The 16,891-nt window shown below is 50.7% G+C and carries 16 protein-coding genes; 10 read left to right on the top strand and 6 right to left on the bottom strand.

Annotation, left to right across the window (positions count from 1 at the left end):
- The first annotated feature begins 317 nt into the window (after positions 1-317).
- The 6 genes from EZV72_RS02545 (at position 318) to EZV72_RS02520 (ending at position 6,695) form a co-directional block, all read left to right on the top strand.
- Positions 318-1,568: an HlyD family secretion protein gene (locus tag EZV72_RS02545; RefSeq protein ID WP_137165757.1), complete on the top strand. Its 1,251-nt coding sequence runs from the start codon at positions 318-320 to the stop codon at positions 1,566-1,568.
- The gene (locus EZV72_RS02540) at positions 1,568-3,730 is read left to right on the top strand and encodes a peptidase domain-containing ABC transporter (protein WP_232364485.1); all 2,163 of its coding nucleotides are present in this window, start codon (positions 1,568-1,570) and stop codon (positions 3,728-3,730) included. Before EZV72_RS02545 ends, EZV72_RS02540 begins: the two co-directional genes overlap by 1 nt.
- Positions 3,723-3,983 carry a helix-turn-helix domain-containing protein gene (locus tag EZV72_RS02535; protein ID WP_232364484.1) on the top strand — a complete coding sequence of 87 codons (261 nt, stop codon included), beginning with the start codon at positions 3,723-3,725 and terminating at the stop codon, positions 3,981-3,983. Before EZV72_RS02540 ends, EZV72_RS02535 begins: the two co-directional genes overlap by 8 nt.
- A 138-nt stretch (positions 3,984-4,121) precedes the next feature.
- Positions 4,122-4,301 carry a hypothetical protein gene (locus EZV72_RS02530; protein ID WP_137165754.1) on the top strand — a complete coding sequence of 60 codons (180 nt, stop codon included), beginning with the start codon at positions 4,122-4,124 and terminating at the stop codon, positions 4,299-4,301.
- Positions 4,267-5,274: an ATP-grasp domain-containing protein gene (locus tag EZV72_RS02525; protein WP_137165753.1), complete on the top strand. Its 1,008-nt coding sequence runs from the start codon at positions 4,267-4,269 to the stop codon at positions 5,272-5,274. Before EZV72_RS02530 ends, EZV72_RS02525 begins: the two co-directional genes overlap by 35 nt.
- Before the next feature lie 341 nt (positions 5,275-5,615).
- Positions 5,616-6,695, top strand: a complete 1,080-nt coding sequence (locus tag EZV72_RS02520) for an acyltransferase family protein (protein ID WP_137165752.1) — start codon at positions 5,616-5,618, stop codon at positions 6,693-6,695.
- A 98-nt stretch (positions 6,696-6,793) separates the two neighbouring features.
- On the opposite strand, the gene hslU is transcribed toward EZV72_RS02520, so the two are convergent.
- The 4 genes from hslU to priA form a co-directional block, all read right to left on the bottom strand.
- Positions 6,794-8,125 (bottom strand): HslU--HslV peptidase ATPase subunit, encoded by a 1,332-nt coding sequence (gene hslU / locus EZV72_RS02515; protein ID WP_137165751.1) that lies wholly within the window; start codon positions 8,123-8,125, stop codon positions 6,794-6,796.
- Between the two features lie 62 nt (positions 8,126-8,187).
- Positions 8,188-8,712: an ATP-dependent protease subunit HslV gene (gene hslV / locus EZV72_RS02510; RefSeq protein WP_137165750.1), complete on the bottom strand. Its 525-nt coding sequence runs from the start codon at positions 8,710-8,712 to the stop codon at positions 8,188-8,190.
- Positions 8,713-8,872: 160 nt separating this feature from the next.
- The gene (locus tag EZV72_RS02505; protein ID WP_137165749.1) at positions 8,873-9,469 is read right to left on the bottom strand and encodes an SPOR domain-containing protein; all 597 of its coding nucleotides are present in this window, start codon (positions 9,467-9,469) and stop codon (positions 8,873-8,875) included.
- A gap of 123 nt (positions 9,470-9,592) precedes the next feature.
- On the bottom strand, positions 9,593-11,767 hold the full coding sequence (gene priA, locus EZV72_RS02500) for a primosomal protein N' (protein ID WP_137165748.1): 2,175 nt from the start codon (positions 11,765-11,767) through the stop codon (positions 9,593-9,595).
- A 208-nt stretch (positions 11,768-11,975) separates the two neighbouring features.
- Here priA and rpmE point away from each other — a divergent pair, with 208 nt between their 5' ends.
- Both rpmE and EZV72_RS02490 read left to right on the top strand, forming a co-directional pair.
- Positions 11,976-12,188 (top strand): 50S ribosomal protein L31, encoded by a 213-nt coding sequence (gene rpmE / locus EZV72_RS02495; protein ID WP_137165747.1) that lies wholly within the window; start codon positions 11,976-11,978, stop codon positions 12,186-12,188.
- Between the two features lie 351 nt (positions 12,189-12,539).
- Positions 12,540-13,781 carry a malic enzyme-like NAD(P)-binding protein gene (locus tag EZV72_RS02490; RefSeq protein WP_137165746.1) on the top strand — a complete coding sequence of 414 codons (1,242 nt, stop codon included), beginning with the start codon at positions 12,540-12,542 and terminating at the stop codon, positions 13,779-13,781.
- Positions 13,782-13,829: 48 nt separating this feature from the next.
- Here the strand turns inward: EZV72_RS02490 and metJ are convergent, their stop codons facing one another.
- The gene (gene metJ, locus EZV72_RS02485) at positions 13,830-14,165 is read right to left on the bottom strand and encodes a met regulon transcriptional regulator MetJ (RefSeq protein WP_137165745.1); all 336 of its coding nucleotides are present in this window, start codon (positions 14,163-14,165) and stop codon (positions 13,830-13,832) included.
- 150 nt (positions 14,166-14,315) lie between these two features.
- On the opposite strand from metJ, the gene metF reads away from it, so the two are divergent.
- Together metF and EZV72_RS02475 are read left to right on the top strand one after the other, a co-directional pair.
- The gene (gene metF / locus EZV72_RS02480; protein ID WP_137165744.1) at positions 14,316-15,197 is read left to right on the top strand and encodes a methylenetetrahydrofolate reductase; all 882 of its coding nucleotides are present in this window, start codon (positions 14,316-14,318) and stop codon (positions 15,195-15,197) included.
- A 151-nt stretch (positions 15,198-15,348) separates the two neighbouring features.
- Positions 15,349-16,218, top strand: coding sequence for a virulence factor BrkB family protein (locus tag EZV72_RS02475; protein WP_408640832.1), 870 nt, complete (start codon positions 15,349-15,351; stop codon positions 16,216-16,218).
- A gap of 23 nt (positions 16,219-16,241) precedes the next feature.
- Here the strand turns inward: EZV72_RS02475 and EZV72_RS02470 are convergent, their stop codons facing one another.
- Complete coding sequence (locus EZV72_RS02470; RefSeq protein ID WP_137165742.1) at positions 16,242-16,889, bottom strand: DUF2959 domain-containing protein; 648 nt, start codon at positions 16,887-16,889, stop codon at positions 16,242-16,244.
- Between the last annotated feature and the right edge of the window lie 2 nt (positions 16,890-16,891).

Raw genomic sequence — 16,891 nt, 5'->3', positions numbered from 1 at the left:
CACTCATTTTTTTGCACCTTCACTCATTTTACTGAGTTAAAAAAAGCGACAAACCGGCCATTGTGAATATGCAGTGGCCGGTTTTTTTTGCGCTTTGCCCTACTTTTATTCAGTCATTCACGGTACAGGCAACCTTTTCGACGCAATGTCTTGCACAAAAAATAGCAAAATCCGGCCAAAAAATACGACAATTCGGCCAATTTTCATGCTGTTTTAAAATTGGCCGAATTTTGACAGTTTTTGTTTTCTGTTCCGCTTAAGGTAGCACTGACTCAGCCTAGTCAGCTTTGTCTGACCAAAACAACAGGGACAAAAAAATGAGAACGCAATTATTCAGGCAAGAGGTTATGGATGCCCAGTCTGACAATCTGCACAGCCTGGCCTTTGCTGGCCCGTCTGTCACCGTCAAAACACTGTGCATATTACTGGCACTCTGGTTTGCTGCGGTGTTGCTATTTCTGTGTAACCGTCAGTACACCCGCACTATTACGGTAAATGGCTGGCTGTCGCCCCCGCAGGGCATAACCCGTGTGTATTCGGGTAATCACAGCGGGGTGGTGTCTCAACTGCTGGTTAGAGAGGGCGATCATATCAGCGCAGGACAACCGCTTGCCATCCTGCACGCAGACCAGCAGTACAATGCAACATCTGCACTCGGTGAGGCGCTGGCACAGGAAAACCAGCAACAAATAAACTTACTTAAACAAAAAGCCGATGCTGCATTTGAGCATTTCACCCGGCAAAACAAACAATATTCAGATACACTGGTACAACTTCAGAAAAACAAAACACTGAGGCTGAAGCTACGCCAGCTCGCCAGTCAGAAGCAGCAGCTACTGGCTGAAAAAGTGGCGCGTATGAAACCGGTCGCCGGTATTCACATTGCCCGCAATGACTTTGACGCTCTTTACAGTGAATGGCTTTATGCCAGCCAACAAGTCACTGAACTGGATTTACAGTTAGCTGCTGACGCACAACAACAGACCGATACACGGCATCAACTTACGCAGGTTGAGGCCCGTTATCAGCAAACCTCGCTGGAATTGCAGGAACTGGAAAGCCAGTTATTACAAAAACAAGCTCGCTTTACCCACCAGCAGTCCACTACGATTGTCGCCACCACGCCTGGCATCATCAGCAGCCTGGCAGTACAGGCCGGTGATACCGTTTATGCAAATCGTTTACTTGCCACTGTGGTACCTGCACAAAGCGAACTACACGCCCGTTTGATGGTGCCGGCCTATGCCACCGGTATGCTGAATACAGCCAGTGATGTCCGGCTACGGTTTGACGCTTTCCCCTATCAGAAATTCGGCTTGCAGACAGCGCAAATTACGGCTGTATCGCCGGGTGTATTATTGCCCGAAGATATTGACGCCCCTTTAACCGCAATAACCGAACCGGTCAGTGTCGCCACCGCCAGCATAGATTCTCAGTTCATTACCGCCTACGGTGAAGACATTGCACTGAAACCGGGAATGACCTTTTCGGCAGATATCGCACTGAGCCGGCGCAGCCTGATTGAGTGGCTGGCGGAGCCCTTACTGACCATTTCCGGGAGATGGTAATGCACGCACTGCAATTACAATTAGGAAGAAGTAAAAAGGTCGACATGATTTATCAAAGTGAGGTGGGCGAATGTGGCCTGGCGTGCCTGGCAATGGTCTCGCGCTATACTGGTAATGAGACCGATTTACCTGCGCTCAGACAGCAATATGGCTATACCAGCCGCGGCCTGTCCCTCAAAGACATGATAGCCATGGCCGGGCAACTCGGGTTATCCAGCCGTCCGCTGAAACTGGAGCTCGAAGAGCTTTGTCAGCTTTGCCTGCCAGCTATTTTGCACTGGGATATGCAGCATTTTGTGGTACTGACCCAGGTTAAACGCGACCGGATTTTTATAAATGACCCGGCTAAAGGAGAGCGCAGTCTTAGTCTGCCTGAGGCCTCAAAACATTTTACCGGTGTTGCGATTGAGCTGACCCGGGTGAGCCACTATCAATCTGCCGCACCTACCCGGCAACTCACGCTGTCTAGCTTCTGGCAGGCCTGTCGTGGTTTAAATAGCAGCCTTGCTGTCTTGTTTGGCTTGTCGCTGCTCTTGCAGTTAACCGCCCTGGCCAGCCCTTACTATATGCAAACAGTGGTCGATGAGGTGCTCATGCTGCAATCATCCTCACTACTGATTACGCTGGCGCTGGGGTTTACTCTGCTGCTGGTGATGGAGACTACCATCAGCAGTATCCGGCAGTGGGTAATTCTAAGTCTGTCGACCCGCTTACAGCTCTATATGTCGGCAAGTTTGTTTCAGCACCTGTTACGCCTGCCCACTCAGTTTTTTGCCCAGCGTCAGCTTGGCGATCTGGTCTCCCGCTTCGGCTCCCTCGCAGCTATTCGCGAGCAGTTAACCACAGGTTTTGTCACCGCCTTACTGGATGGACTGATGGCCATCATTACGCTGGTTGTAATGTGGCTTTACTCATCGTTACTGGCACTGACGGTATGTACATTTATTCTGCTGTACATCGTGATACGGATAGTCAGTTACCGACAGTACCGGGCGCTGAGTCATGAGCAGCTACAGCATCAGGCAGCAGAGCAAACACACTTTATGGAGAGCCTGCGCGGGATACAGACTATTCATCAGTTTGGGTTACACAGCCAACGCTCTGCGCAGTGGCAACGCCGGCTGACCGACTCTTTAAACACGGGGATTCGTCTGGGCAAGCGCGAGCTCGTATTTGATAGCACAAATCAATTGTTGTTTGGCATCGAAAATCTGCTGGTGATTTATATTGCAGCACTGGCCGTGATGGATAACACCATGACTGTCGGGATGCTGTTTGCCTTTATCAGTTATAAAAGCAGGTTTACCCAGGCCGCTGATAGCCTGATAGACCAGTTAATTCAGTTGAAACTGCTGCGGGTGCATCTGGATCGCCTTTCAGACATTGCACTGGCTACACCGAACAAAGTCAGGCCGCTAAACATGGCTCCGACCTCCACGACCTCTGCTGTGTCCTCCCTGCACATTCGTCAGCTTACTTTTCAGCATACTGCGCTGGGAAAACCGGTTTTTGCCAATCTTGAGTTACATGTGCCGCCTGGTGCAGTGATCGCCATTATTGGTAAAAGCGGGACCGGCAAAAGCACACTGGCTAAGTGCATAGCCGGTTTGCTACCCGCCACTCAGGGTCAGGTTCATTACGGTGATAACCGTATTCATAGTGTCGAGGATTATGGTCAGCGGCTGGCCTGCGTGCTTCAGGATGATGCCTGCTTAAGCGGTACGTTACTGGATAATCTCACCGGTTTTGCCGAGCACCCCTGCCTTGATAGCGCTCGCCAGGCTGCCCGGCTAGCCTGCCTTGAAACAGACATTCTGGCGATGCCAATGCAATATCACACACTGATAGGCGATATGGGCAGCAGTCTTAGCGGTGGACAGCTGCAGCGCCTGCTACTGGCCCGTGCGCTATATCGCCAGCCCGAAATACTGATCCTGGATGAAGCCAGCAGCCATCTGGATATTCAAACTGAAATAGCGATTAATCACAACCTTCGGCGCTTGTCAGTCACCCGGATTGTTATAGCACACCGCCCGGAAACGATTGCCATGGCTGATACCGTATACGTGCTTGAGGACGGCCAGCTAAGCCGCCTTGAGCATGCTAACCATAGCGCTTACGCGCAGCACATTAACTTTAAGGAAGGAGATGCACATGCATAGTGTACAAGAACTGGGACGTCCCGCCCTGCGTTTGGCGCGCCTGTCTAAAAGAGAATTGCAGGTTGCCCAGAAAGTCATTGAAGGCTTATCTAACAAAATGATTGCCCGACAGCTGTATATCAGCGAGCGCACGGTGAAATTTCACTGCGCCAATATTTACCGCAAGCTGAATATCCGGAATCGGGCAGCCCTCATGGCCATGTATTTTAATCACATGTACGGCCCGCTGCCGTTCAGTGAAAAACAGCCCTGAGCGGGGAAGCCTGAGCGGGAAAAACAGCCTTGGGCCAAAACCCGCCCTGAGAACAGTGGCACTCGCCACACCAGTGTTTTAACTTAACTGGTGTGTAAAATAGCACACCAGATTTCACCATTTTATAAGGAATTAGATATGGAACACCCGTTTTTTGAATCTATCACACCATTACAGGATGCCGAAGTAAACGCCGTGAGTGGGGGTACTCTCTTGCTCATCAACCCGTTACCGGTAGTACCGGGCAAGCCCCCGGTGTACTACACACAGGCGATCGGTGAAAATGGCGGTGCACTGCCGGCATTACCGGTTAAGTAACGGCCGGATAGCAGAGTCGTTAATGTACGTACTTATTCTTGGTCAGCCAGATGACACCCGATGTCAGCGGCTGGCTGACCAAATTAACCTGACTTCCTATCAGGCGGTTATTTTTGATACCCGCACCATTGCCGGTTCTGCGTCTTTAAGCTGGTATCCTCACAGGCATGACGGAGAATTGTGTATCGATGACAAGACCATCCTGTTGTCGCAGGTTGTGGCCGGTTACTGGCTCAACTATACACCGGTGTCATCAGCAAATGGTGGTCTCAGCAATATGGCCCGCGAACAACTAATAAGCGCGGAATATACCGGTTTACTCTATATATTATTCCGGTTTCCCGGCATTCGCTGGATAAACCCGGCTGATGCGATCATTTTGCACCAGTGCAAAGGTATTCAGCTTTATCACGCGCAGCAGGCAGGCCTTAACATCCCGCCAACACTGATAACCAACCACTTCGTGGCTGCCTCTGCTTTTATGCACACTGATAGCGCTATTATCGCTAAACCCGTGCAGGGCGGCGCCTATACCCGCCTGCTATCTTCTGCAATGAAACACGAGCATTATTTAAAAAGTCGGCTGTCCCGCTGCCCGGCCACTTTTCAGCAGTTTATAGCCGGCACCAATATTCGCTCTTATATAGTGGGAGAACAGATTATCAGTGCCGAACTACGCTCCAACGCAGTAGATTTCAGGCTGGATGAAGCAACCCACATGCTGCCCCATTCATTGCCAGCAGCATTACATAAAAAAAGCCTGCTTCTGGCCAGACAGTTTAGTCTGTTATGGGCGGCCATTGACTGGCGACTGACGCCTGAGGGCCGCTATATCTTTTTAGAGATTAACCCGGCTCCCCACTTCAGCCGGTTTGAAGATGAAGTCGGCATCTCTATCAGTACCCTGTTAGCCGGCCTGCTACCAGCAAACACTTGCTCGTTTTCAGACTTAACGACTCATGTTAAGCGTTGAAGGCGGGCAGAGGTTATATCGCCCGATAATGTGTAAAAAGAGCAACAACCCCAGGCGGTAATCAGCGCGCTGAATACAAACCAGAGACTTATTCTGTTGCACTGCGCTGACTCACAAAGCAAGATAAAGCATTGAATAGCATAATATTTTTGAAAATCTAACGAAATAACTCCCATGCGCTGGCGTCAATCCGGCTCAATGCTTGCTACCTCTTGCCCTGTTAACAATTGTGGCCCCGTGCCCGATTTACTCACACCGCGTATACGGCGGTGTGCCAGATGCAAAGGATTTGTACAGCGGCTTGCTGTATTGCTTCACCCTTTACTGACTAACAGGGCCTTATGAAACGACTTGAATTATTAGACTACGCGCGCCTGTTTGCCGCCGTGATTGTTGTGCTTTTTCACTATACATTTAACGGTATTGCCAATGGCAAGGTTGACTCTATCAGTCATATTCCCGGCCTGATCGATGTGACCAAGTATGGCTATCTGGGCGTTGAACTGTTTTTTATGATCAGCGGTTATGTGATTTTTTTCTCGGCGAAAACCCGCTCCCCCTCTGCCTTCGCCGTAAGCCGGATGACCCGGCTGTATCCAGCTTTCTGGTTTGCCGTCTTGTTTACCACAGCATTTATTATGTTATGGGGCGGCGATACCATTTCGGTCACCCTGCCCCAGGTGCTGGCTAACCTGACCATGATTCAGCCCTTACTAGGCTTTGAGGATGTAGATGGCGTGTACTGGACCTTGCTGTACGAGCTTAAATTTTACTTTTTGGTGTTTGTGGTACTGTTGCTGGGTTTGCAAAGCCGGCTGGAGGGATTGTTTCAGTTGTGGCCGGTGCTGTTTGCCGCAGCCTGGTTGCTAAACCTGGATACCATTCCTTACCTGGGCTCGTATTATTATTACTTTGCCGCCGGGGCGCTGTTTGCCATGCTTAAAGAAAAAACCGACTGGAAGACAATAGTGAGCCTGCTTATCACTTACGGGCTGTGCGTACAGTTTACGGTGGATCGCACCATGCGCATGATGGAGCCAAAAGGGTTTGATTATTCAGCCATTGGGGTTGCGCTTGCTATTACCGCCTGTTTTGCGTTTTTTGCTTATCAGAATACCCGCCACGCAGCATCACTACGACTGCCGCTGTCTAAACTGGCTGGCGGCCTGACGTATCCGATTTATTTGCTGCACGCCCATTTTGGTTACCTGATTTTCATCCGCTTTGCCAACGATGATAACAAGGTGGCGATTTACCTGATAACCTCAGCCATTGTGGTTACGCTGGCGTATCTGGTGCATCAGATTATTGAAAACAAGCTGCACCTGGTGTGGAAGAAACTCATCAATAATACAGTGGGTGTGGTGCTGCGCGGCGCCGAAGGGTTGGTTACCCGAAGTGGATATCAGACAGCGCGCTAAGTAAATACAAAAAAGCCACTTCAGTGAAGTGGCTTTTTTATTGGCATCTGCGTTTGTCACGCAAGCCGGTGTAAGCACGCTGGCTTACACGCTATTACTTACAGAATGAAACGGCTCAGGTCTTCGTTATCGACCAGGGTTTCCAGATGCGAATTCACATAATCAGCATCAATGGTGAATGACTCACCGCTTTTTTCTGACGCATCATAGGAAATATCTTCCATCAGGCGTTCAAGCACTGTGTGCAGACGACGCGCACCAATGTTTTCGGTACGCTCGTTGACCTGCCAGGCCGCCTCAGCAATCCGCTGAATACCAGAGTCATCAAAGTCAATGTTGACCCCCTCGGTGCCCATTAACGCACGATACTGTTCACACAGTGATGCATTTGGCTCGGTCAGAATGCGTTTGAAGTCTTCCACTTTCAGGGCAGCCAGTTCAACCCGAATAGGCAGACGACCCTGTAGCTCAGGAATAAGATCTGACGGCTTGCTCATCTGGAAAGCACCAGAGGCAATAAACAGGATGTGATCAGTACGTACCATGCCGTGCTTGGTTGACACCGTAGAGCCTTCTACCAGCGGCAGCAGGTCACGCTGTACACCTTCACGAGACACATCGCCAGACTGGTTGCCTTCCCGCTTACAGATTTTGTCGATTTCATCAACAAACACAATGCCGTGCTGTTCAACCGACTCAATGGCCTTTTCTTTCAGATCTTCCTGATTCACCAGACGGGCTGCTTCTTCTTCAGTCAGCACCTTCATGGCATCTTTGATCTTCATCTTTTTCTTTTTCGACGGTGTCGAACCAGACAGATTCTGGAACATGCCCTGCAGCTGGTTGGTCATCTCTTCCATGCCCGGAGGGGCCATGATTTCAACGCCCATCTGCGGCTGTGAAACATCAATTTCAATTTCTTTATCGTCCAGCTGCCCCTCACGCAACTTCTTGCGGAAGTTCTGACGGGTTGAGCTTTCTTCTTTCTCTTCTTTTTTGCCCCACGGATCTTCAGCCGGTGGCAGCAGGGCATCAAGCACTCGCTCTTCAGCAGCTTCTTCAGCGCGGTGACGCACCTTGACCATTTCCTGTTCTTTGGTCATTTTTACTGCGATATCAGCCAGGTCGCGGATAATCGTTTCCACTTCCTTACCGACATAACCCACTTCGGTGAACTTGGTGGCTTCTACTTTAATAAACGGCGCTTTAGCCAGCTTGGCCAGACGACGGGCAATCTCTGTTTTACCTACACCCGTCGGGCCAATCATCAGAATATTTTTTGGCGTCACTTCCTGGCGCAGCTCTTCAGGTAGCTGCATACGACGCCAGCGGTTACGCAGCGCAATAGATACAGCCCGTTTTGCGTCTTGCTGGCCAATGATGTGGCGGTCCAGCTCGTGTACTATTTCTCTTGGAGTCATCTCAGACATGAATAAAACCTTTTACTGCTGATGCCGCCGCGAAAGCGACATCAGATTGAATCAAATTCGGGTTAGTAATCCAGAACTTCTACGGTCTGGCTGTGGTTGGTGTATACGCAGATATCACCAGCAATGCCCAGTGCTTTTTCAGCAATCTCTTTGGCCTGCAACTCGGTGCTGCCTAATAACGCGGTAGCCGCTGCCTGGGCGTACGGGCCACCCGAGCCAATGGCGATCAGATCCTGCTCTGGCTGCACCACATCACCATTACCGGTAATAATGAACGATGCGGTTTCATCGGCCACCGCCAGTAACGCTTCCAGTCGACGTAGCGCACGGTCGGTACGCCAGTCTTTGGCCAGCTCAACGGCCGCCCGGGTCAAATGCCCCTGATGCGCTTCCAGTTTGGCTTCAAAGCGTTCAAAAAGGGTAAACGCATCCGCCGTACCACCGGCAAACCCCGCCAGTACCTTGTTGTGGTACAGACGGCGCACTTTACGTGCATTCCCTTTCATGACTGTATTGCCCAGTGAAACCTGACCATCACCGGCCATTACCACCTGGTTGCCTCTTCTTACAGATACGATTGTAGTCACTCGTCTTCCCCGATTGTTGGGTGGCCTGCTGACTATAAAACGCTAGAACAGCAGCCTGATTCTAATTCGATGTAGAATAAGTGGGGGAAGCCCTATAAATTTCAAGGTTTCTGATGTGCAGAAAGGATGTGGCTGGTTATCAGATAACCAGCCACGGGGGTCAGATAGACCAGGTCAGGATAATACAGGTGGTAATATTGATCTTACGCAGCGTGTGGCGGGCACGCTCGGCATCCCGTTTAGTTTGCAGCGGGCCTAAAATAACCCGGAACCAGTTGCCATTGTCACCGGCGCTGTCACGAATCTGTGCCTCAAGCCCCTGAAAAGCAATATTGGCTTTCATTTCCTCAGCCTGTGCCCGGGTGCGAAACGAGCCGCATTGCAGCAGATACAGCTTGTCAGATTTTTGCTGTTCGGCCACCTCAACCTCGACCTCGTAGCCGGGCAGTGACTTAATGTATTCCCATTCTTCTTCCGGCATCTCCGGCAACTCATCTTCTTTTTTGAGTTCCTGTACGGTTTCTACCGGCGCATCCACATCTTCCGGCGCGCTTCCGCTGATCGCCCACAAAAACCACACAAACCCGGCCAGTAGTATAACAGCCAGCCCGATTTTAAAGCTCAGCGGCTTACCCGGCGCAGGTGCGTTATTGGATTTGCGCGTGTTTTGCCTGGCCTGCTGGCGCGATGGCTTCTGGTTGTTTTTTTTCTTTGGGCCTTGTCCCCGGCCGCGAGAAACATAATCACGTTGAGCCATAAAGTGGCACTCATATCCCCTGATAAAAAAGAAAAGAACCGACAGCGGTTCCGTGTCAGCAGTTTAACCAAAACCCGCGCTAATTGCTGCCTGTTATTTAAGCATTTGATTAAGACAGAAAAATTAACTGAAATCAGTCGGATCCACATCCACTGACCAGCGTACCTTTGCCGCCAGTGGCAAGGCGCTAATGCCCGGCAGTGCAAGACGCAGCGCTTCGTGTATTTGTTTACGCTGGGCTGATTGCAGTAACAACATAAAGCGGAACCGGCCCTGCCGTTTTTCAATCAGACTGGGCAACGGCCCAACCAGGTTAACCTGATGCGCCTGCAAGATACCGCCTGACTGCATTAAAAAATCAAACGCCTGCTGGCCGTCAAATGCCTCTGCCCGCACCACAATTTGCGCGGCAAACGGCGGCAGCTGGGCCATCTGTCGCTCCAGCAGGGCATGCCGGGCAAAATGCCCATAGCCGTTGTGTATTAAGTCCTGTAATAAAGGATGGTCCGGATTATGAGTTTGCAGCCACATCTCACCAGGCTTGCTGGCCCGCCCTGCCCGTCCGGCCAGCTGTGTAACCAGCTGGGCCAGCTTTTCGGCGGCTCGAAAGTCAGCACTGAACAGCGCACCATCACTGTCCAGCACCACCACCAGTGTTACATGCGGAAAGTGATGCCCTTTAGAGAGTATTTGTGTGCCCACCAGAATCTGATATTGACGCTGATTGATAGCATCGAGGGTGGATTGCAGTTTGTCCTTACCGCGCACCGAATCACTGTCGATACGCACCTGGGCAGCGTCAGGAAATAACTGACTCAGCCCCTGCTCCAGCTGTTCGGTCCCCACCCCGGCGGTAACCAGCTCTTTACTGCCGCACTGCTCACAGCTGAAAGGCATGGGCCGGGTGGCTGCGCAGTGGTGACACTGCAAGCGCCGATGGGCTTTGTGTACCGTAAATGGCCGCTCACAGCTATGACAGGTTTCGGTGTGCCCGCAATGATGGCAAATCAGTGCCGGGGCGTAGCCGCGCCGATTTACAAACACCAGAATCTGGTTGCCCTGATCGATATGCTGGCGCATCAGCGTCAGTGTGCCTTCGGCCAGCCCGAAACGCATCGGCTGGTCTTTCACATCCAGCACATGCTGACGGGTCGCTGTGGCGCCGGCCGCTCGCTGGGTTAACTGCAAATGCTGGTAACGTTTGGTCAGGGCATTATTGAGTGTCTCCAGCGATGGCGTGGCCGTACCCAGTACCAGCGGAACCTGCTCAAGCCGCGCCCGCATAGTGGCCAGGTCCCGCGCATGATAGCGCAGTCCGTCCTGCTGCTTGAATGACTCATCATGTTCTTCATCAACTATGATCATGCCGGGATATTTGAGCGGCGTAAAAATAGCTGAACGGGTACCGATAATAATCCCGGTCTGGCCGGTCCGGGCTTTTAGCCAGACATTCAGCCGGGCTTTATCGGTAATTTGGGAGTGCAGCACCCCGACCTCACAATTAAAGCGCTTGGCAAACCGGGCAACAGTTTGTGGGGTGAGGCCAATTTCCGGCACCAGAATCAGTACCTGCTTGCCGGCCTGCAACACCGGCTCAATGGCCTGCAGATACACCTCGGTTTTGCCGCTGCCGGTCACCCCTTCGAGCAAAAACGGGGCAAATTTTCCGGCTTGCTGATTAATCGCCGCAATAGCTACTGCCTGCTGAGGGTCCGGCACGGGTTTAGCTGACACTTCCCAGTGTGCCAGCCAGCTGCGTTCGCTGGGCTGCGGCTCATCTTCGTAGCTTTTAATCAGACCTTTGTCCGTCAGGCTTTTGATAATGGCGGCCGAATAGCTTTCTTTGAGCATGGACTCATTCATGCTTTCAGCCTGTAAGGTTTCCAGACACGCCATTTGCTTAGGCGCCCGGGACAGCGTTGCCGGGTTGGTCTGGGCACCACTGGTGGTCGGGGTATACCAGATTTCCGGTGCAAAGGTTGCCGCCTCGCCTTTACGCAGGCGCACCGGCAACGCAGTATGCAGTACTTCACCGGGCGAATGATGGTAGTACTGCCATAGCCAGCGGCAGGCAGCCATTAACCCACCACTGATAACCGGTGTGCTGTCCAGTATGGTGCTCACCGGCTTTAATTTGTCAGAATACTCAGCCGCATCGACCTTGCCCACCACAATGCCGACCAGCGCGCGGTTACCAAAAGGTACCGTCACCCGAACACCCGCTTCAAGCGGCCCGGTATGGGTGTAGGTAAAGGTTTGTCTTAACGGAACAGGAACGGCAACGTCTATCAGGGTCATGCAATTAAACTGTGTTGGGGCGCAATAGCCCGCTGTGCTGGCTTTTTGCACTATTTTTTGATTCGTCTACTTGATCAGCAGGACATCATACATTAATATGCGCGCCTCTTTACGGCAAGGCCAGTTTGGTTTTGCCATTATTATTGAATAGCGTATGGTGTTCAGCTACGGGCTGGATGGCGATACGGCCTTTTTTATGAGGTAACCCATGAAAAACGATATCCATCCTACTTACGAGATGATGACTGCAACTTGTTCTTGCGGTAACGAAATCAAAGTTCGTTCTACTGTTGGTAAAGATCTGAACCTGGACGTTTGCTCAAACTGCCACCCGTTCTTTACTGGTAAGCAACGTAACGTTGATACTGGTGGTCGTGTTGACCGCTTCAAGAAACGTTTCGGTGTACTGGGCAGCAAATAAGCCCAACACAGTTTCGAAAAAAAGCGCCTTTCCGGCGCTTTTTTTATGCCTGCCTCGCCGCTTTTCCGATCATTTCTTTTCCCTTGCATTCCCACTGCTCTGACCTCAGTTTTCAAGTAATGTAAAACACTTAATCTATAAACAACATGAATGTAGACTATGGATTCCTTAGCATAGTCTGACTGTCAATTCTGCACTACAGTGAGAAAGACGCGTCATCAGATATGTATCTGAAAAAGCCTGTGCTAGAGTGGATTTTCAATAATTATAAAAACCTAGCGATGAGAAAAACGCGCAGCTTTTTGCAGCTGCTGTATGTGCCCAACCCTACAAAACAAGGACATAGTAAAAATGTCAGATTTCAGACAACGTGCACTCGATTATCACTCAAAACCTACACCAGGTAAGATTCGGGTCGAACTGTCTAAACCCGCTGAAACTGTTGATGATCTGGCACTGGCATACAGCCCGGGCGTGGCTGAACCAGTTAGAGAAATAGCCAATAACCCTGATGACGCGTATTTGTACACCGGTAAAGGCAACACCGTTGCTGTAATCAGTAACGGTACGGCCATTCTTGGTCTGGGGAATCTTGGCCCACTGGCTTCAAAGCCAGTCATGGAAGGTAAGGCACTATTATTTAAGCGTTTCGCCGGTCTTGATGCGATTGATATCGAGGTCAAACATCGCACTACCGAAGAATTTATCAACACGGTGGCAAATATTGCCGACTCGTTTGGCGGTATTAATCTGGAAGATATCAAAGCACCGGAGTGTTTTGAGATTGAACAGGAGCTCATCAAACGCTGCAAAATTCCGGTCTTTCACGATGATCAACACGGTACCGCTATTGTCACGGCCGCTGGTATGCTCAATGCGCTGGAAATTCAGGGCAAGGATATCGAAAGTGTTACCATTGTGTGTATGGGGGCCGGCGCCGCGGCGGTGGCATGTATGGAACTGCTGATTAAATGTGGTGCCCAGCGTGAAAAAATCTATATGCTGGATCGTAAGGGTGTCATACATACCCGCCGGGATGACCTGACAGAACACAAAATGCTGTTTGCCAATAATACGGACAAACGCACGCTGGAAGATGTCATGGAAGGGGCTGATATTTTTGTTGGTGTATCCGGTCCGGACTTGCTACCACCTGAAGCACTGGCCCTGATGGCAGAAAACCCGGTGGTGTTTGCCTGTTCCAACCCTGATCCGGAAATTCGCCCGGAACTGGCCCGAGAGGTGCGTCAGGACCTGATTATGGCAACCGGTCGCTCAGACTATCCCAACCAGGTGAACAACGTGTTGTGCTTTCCGTTTATATTCCGGGGCGCACTGGATGTGCGGGCCAGCGCCATTAACGATGAAATGAAGGTGGCCGCAGTGGAAGCCATTCGCAGTATTACCCGCGAAGAAGTCCCGCCTGAGGTCCTTAAAGCCAGTAACTCAAGTTCGCTGACCTTTGGTAAGGATTATATTATTCCTAAGCCTATGGATCCGCGTTTGTGTTCACGCATAGCCACCGCTGTGGCCAAAGCAGCCATCGAATCAGGCGTAGCGCGGGTAGACTCACTCCCTTCGCACTACGAATAAACTCTTGGTTTACATAAACAAAGGGCGCTGCGGCGCCCTTTGTTTTATCTAGGATTCGTCTTCATCCGATGACTCAAAGTCTTTCGGGTCCAGTCCCATCGACTCCATAATCTGGCGCGCTTCGGCCGGAATACGATCGACGCTGTCTTTACGCAGATCCTCATCATTGGGTAGCGGTTGCCCGGTAAAGGCATGCAAAAATGCTTCACACAACAGTTCAGAGTTAGTGGCATGACGCAGATTGTTGATCTGCCGGCGGGTACGCTCATCAGTCAGTACTTTTAATACATTGATCGGAATTGATACCGTAACTTTTTTTACCTGCTCACTCTTCTTGCCATGTTCGGCGTAAGGGTTTATATAATTTCCGTTCCATTTTGCCATTCGTGCTCTCAGCCTAGCCATTCTTATCTTATGAGCGGAAATTCTAAACAATGTGCAGAAAAGGTCAATTGAGCAGTGTAAACCGCTTGACGTCCAGACACTTATTATTTAATTTAGACGTCTAAACGTCCAGACATAGAGAATTACAGCATGGTTTCGTATGCCCAGGGTATTGATGCCTTAAATCAGTCTTTATCAGAGCTTCGCGATATCGATGTCTCTTTTGAGTTTTTTCCGCCGAACTCGGAAAAAATGGAGCAAACGCTGTGGAAGTCTGTAGAGCGACTGGCGCCGCTAAAGCCCTCCTACATGTCTGTGACCTATGGTGCTAACAGTGGTGAGCGTGACCGCACTCATGATGTGGTGAAACGCATTCACCAGCAAACCGGTATTGCCGCAGCACCTCACCTGACCTGTGTCGATGCCAGCCGCGATGAACTGACCCAGATAGCCAAAGACTACTGGGACTCGGGAATTCGCCGGATTGTGGCGCTGCGCGGCGATTTGCCCAAAGGCGTGGATAAAACAGAGATGTACGCCTCTGATCTGGTGGCGCTGCTTAAAGATGTGGCTGACTTTGATATTTCTGTGGCTGCCTACCCGGAGAAACATCCTGAAGCGCCAAATGCCCAGTTTGATTTGCTTAACCTGAAGCGTAAAGCAGAAGCCGGCGCGTCTGAAGCCATTACGCAGTTTTTCTTTGATACCAGCACCTATCTGCGCTTTCGTGACCGGGCCGCGGCTGCCGGTATTGATTTGGATATCGTGCCGGGGATTCTGCCGGTAACCAACTACCAGACACTGGTGAAATTTGCCGGCTTTACCAATGTTCATGTGCCTGGCTGGTTACATAAAATGTATGACGGTCTGGATGCCGACGACCAGACCACCCGTAATTTGCTGGGCGCAAACATCGCGATGGAACAGGTTAAAGTGCTGGCCAAAGAAGGCGTTAAGCATTTTCACTTCTACACGCTTAACCGCAGCGAATTGAGCTATGCTATCTGTCATATGCTGGGTGTTCGCGGTTAATCACCAGCCGTTGATATAAGCCGGGCCTTGCCCGGTTTTTTTATGTCTGAGCTCACACTGTCAGCCGATTAACGCTGTTCCCCGCGCCCGACACAGGCTACACTGGCAATGAAATGCAATATCAAGGAGTTAACAGGTGGGCCAGCGATCTCTGACCGAACTGTGGGAACAGGTGTATCCCCATGCAAAAACTTTAGGCCAGACTTTTATCCGTCGTTGCCGGGCCGACAATATTACAATATCAGCCGGACACCTGGCGTACGTCACCCTGCTCTCTTTAGTCCCGTTTATTATGGTGACCTTCACTGTGATGAGCGCGTTTCCGGTCTTTCGTTCGGTACGGGCCAAACTCGAACAGTTTGTGTTTTCCAATTTTGTGCCCACCGCCAGTGATACCGTTCACCAGTATATGTCTGACTTTGTTAACAACGCCTCAGAGATGGGTGCAGTGGGAATTTTGTCACTGCTGGTTGTTGCTCTGCTGCTGATTTCCAATGTAGATAAAACCTTAAACCGGATCTGGAAAACGCAGAGCGACCGTCCCATTGTGTACACCTTTGCCATTTACTGGATGGTTATCACACTGGGTCCTATGCTAATTGGCACCAGTGTAGTGGTCAGCTCATATCTGACCGGTATCGCCGCTTTTGCTGAAGAATACACGCCGGGACTGGGCACTCTGTTACTGAAACTGGTCCCCAGTCTGGCCGCCATGCTCACCTTTGTGATTTTGTACATGCTGGTGCCTAACCGGCAGGTAAAAGCCCGCTATGCCATTCCCGGCGCCATTGTCTCTACCGTATGCTTTGAACTGACTAAGATAGGCTTTGCTATTTATGTTACCAACTTTGCCTCATATCAGGTGATATACGGGGCGCTGGCTGTGCTGCCGATTTTATTTCTGTGGGTCTATGTGTCGTGGGTGGTGGTGTTGCTGGGGGCGGAATTTACCTGTTCACTGACCGACACCTTTGAAGAGACTAAAGCATCGCAGGAACCCAGAAAGGTCCCTATGGAATAGGGACCTGACCGGTCGCAGAGTGACTACTTCATCGCTTTGATAAAGGCATCAGACTCGGCAATGGCATCATTCATATCTTCGATTAACGAATTGATATCGCCTTTCATCTGACCAAACTCACCCTGTAATGCACCAATCGCATTCGCATTGAGGTTGTGTTTCAGATACAGCACGTTGTCGTGCAGGGTTTTAAGCACCGGCTCCATTTTGCTCTCAGCCTTGCGCATCGCCCGTAGCATAGACTCATAACGACGACGGGTTTCACGAAGTTTGGTTTCGCTTTCACGCTTTAACGATGTGCTTTGATATTCTTCCAGTTCATCTTCCCACTCGTCAAACAAGGCATCGGCAACGCCCTGTACTTTGTCGATGCGCTCAGACACATCATCAGCGGCGGATCTACTGGCTTCGTACTCATCATTTAACGAGTTGTACATGTCTTCCAGTTCACCACCTTTATAGTTGATCAGCGTCGTGAACTCGTCGAGCGCTGAACTGAACTGTTCCTGCGCCTCTTCCTGAGACTCTTTCGCGTTTTCAACGCGATCTACCATGATGTCACGTTTTTCAACGCCGACTTTTTCCCAGGCCGAATAATAGGCTGACTGACAGCCCGACAGCACCAGGCTGGAGGCAATTAAAATTCCGGCAAGCGGCTTGATTAGCGTCATAG

Source organism: Salinimonas lutimaris, from assembly GCF_005222225.1.
Lineage (GTDB): Bacteria > Pseudomonadota > Gammaproteobacteria > Enterobacterales > Alteromonadaceae > Alteromonas > Alteromonas lutimaris.
Note: the sequence above shows the minus strand (reverse complement) of the source record. Positions and strands in the feature narration are given on the sequence as shown.

Bases quoted from the DNA above. Each gene is read 5' to 3' on its own strand.
- EZV72_RS02545 (WP_137165757.1), top strand. From the start codon at position 318: ATGAGAACGCAATTATTCAGGCAAGAGGTTATGGATGCCCAGTCTGAC.
- EZV72_RS02540 (WP_232364485.1), top strand. From the start codon at position 1,568: ATGCACGCACTGCAATTACAATTAGGAAGAAGTAAAAAGGTCGACATG.
- EZV72_RS02535 (WP_232364484.1), top strand. From the start codon at position 3,723: ATGCATAGTGTACAAGAACTGGGACGTCCCGCCCTGCGTTTGGCGCGC.
- EZV72_RS02530 (WP_137165754.1), top strand. From the start codon at position 4,122: ATGGAACACCCGTTTTTTGAATCTATCACACCATTACAGGATGCCGAA.
- EZV72_RS02525 (WP_137165753.1), top strand. From the start codon at position 4,267: ATGGCGGTGCACTGCCGGCATTACCGGTTAAGTAACGGCCGGATAGCA.
- EZV72_RS02520 (WP_137165752.1), top strand. From the start codon at position 5,616: ATGAAACGACTTGAATTATTAGACTACGCGCGCCTGTTTGCCGCCGTG.
- hslU (WP_137165751.1), bottom strand. From the start codon at position 8,125: ATGTCTGAGATGACTCCAAGAGAAATAGTACACGAGCTGGACCGCCAC.
- EZV72_RS02505 (WP_137165749.1), bottom strand. From the start codon at position 9,469: ATGGCTCAACGTGATTATGTTTCTCGCGGCCGGGGACAAGGCCCAAAG.
- priA (WP_137165748.1), bottom strand. From the start codon at position 11,767: ATGACCCTGATAGACGTTGCCGTTCCTGTTCCGTTAAGACAAACCTTT.
- rpmE (WP_137165747.1), top strand. From the start codon at position 11,976: ATGAAAAACGATATCCATCCTACTTACGAGATGATGACTGCAACTTGT.
- EZV72_RS02490 (WP_137165746.1), top strand. From the start codon at position 12,540: ATGTCAGATTTCAGACAACGTGCACTCGATTATCACTCAAAACCTACA.
- metJ (WP_137165745.1), bottom strand. From the start codon at position 14,165: ATGGCAAAATGGAACGGAAATTATATAAACCCTTACGCCGAACATGGC.
- metF (WP_137165744.1), top strand. From the start codon at position 14,316: ATGGTTTCGTATGCCCAGGGTATTGATGCCTTAAATCAGTCTTTATCA.
- EZV72_RS02470 (WP_137165742.1), bottom strand. From the start codon at position 16,889: ATGACGCTAATCAAGCCGCTTGCCGGAATTTTAATTGCCTCCAGCCTG.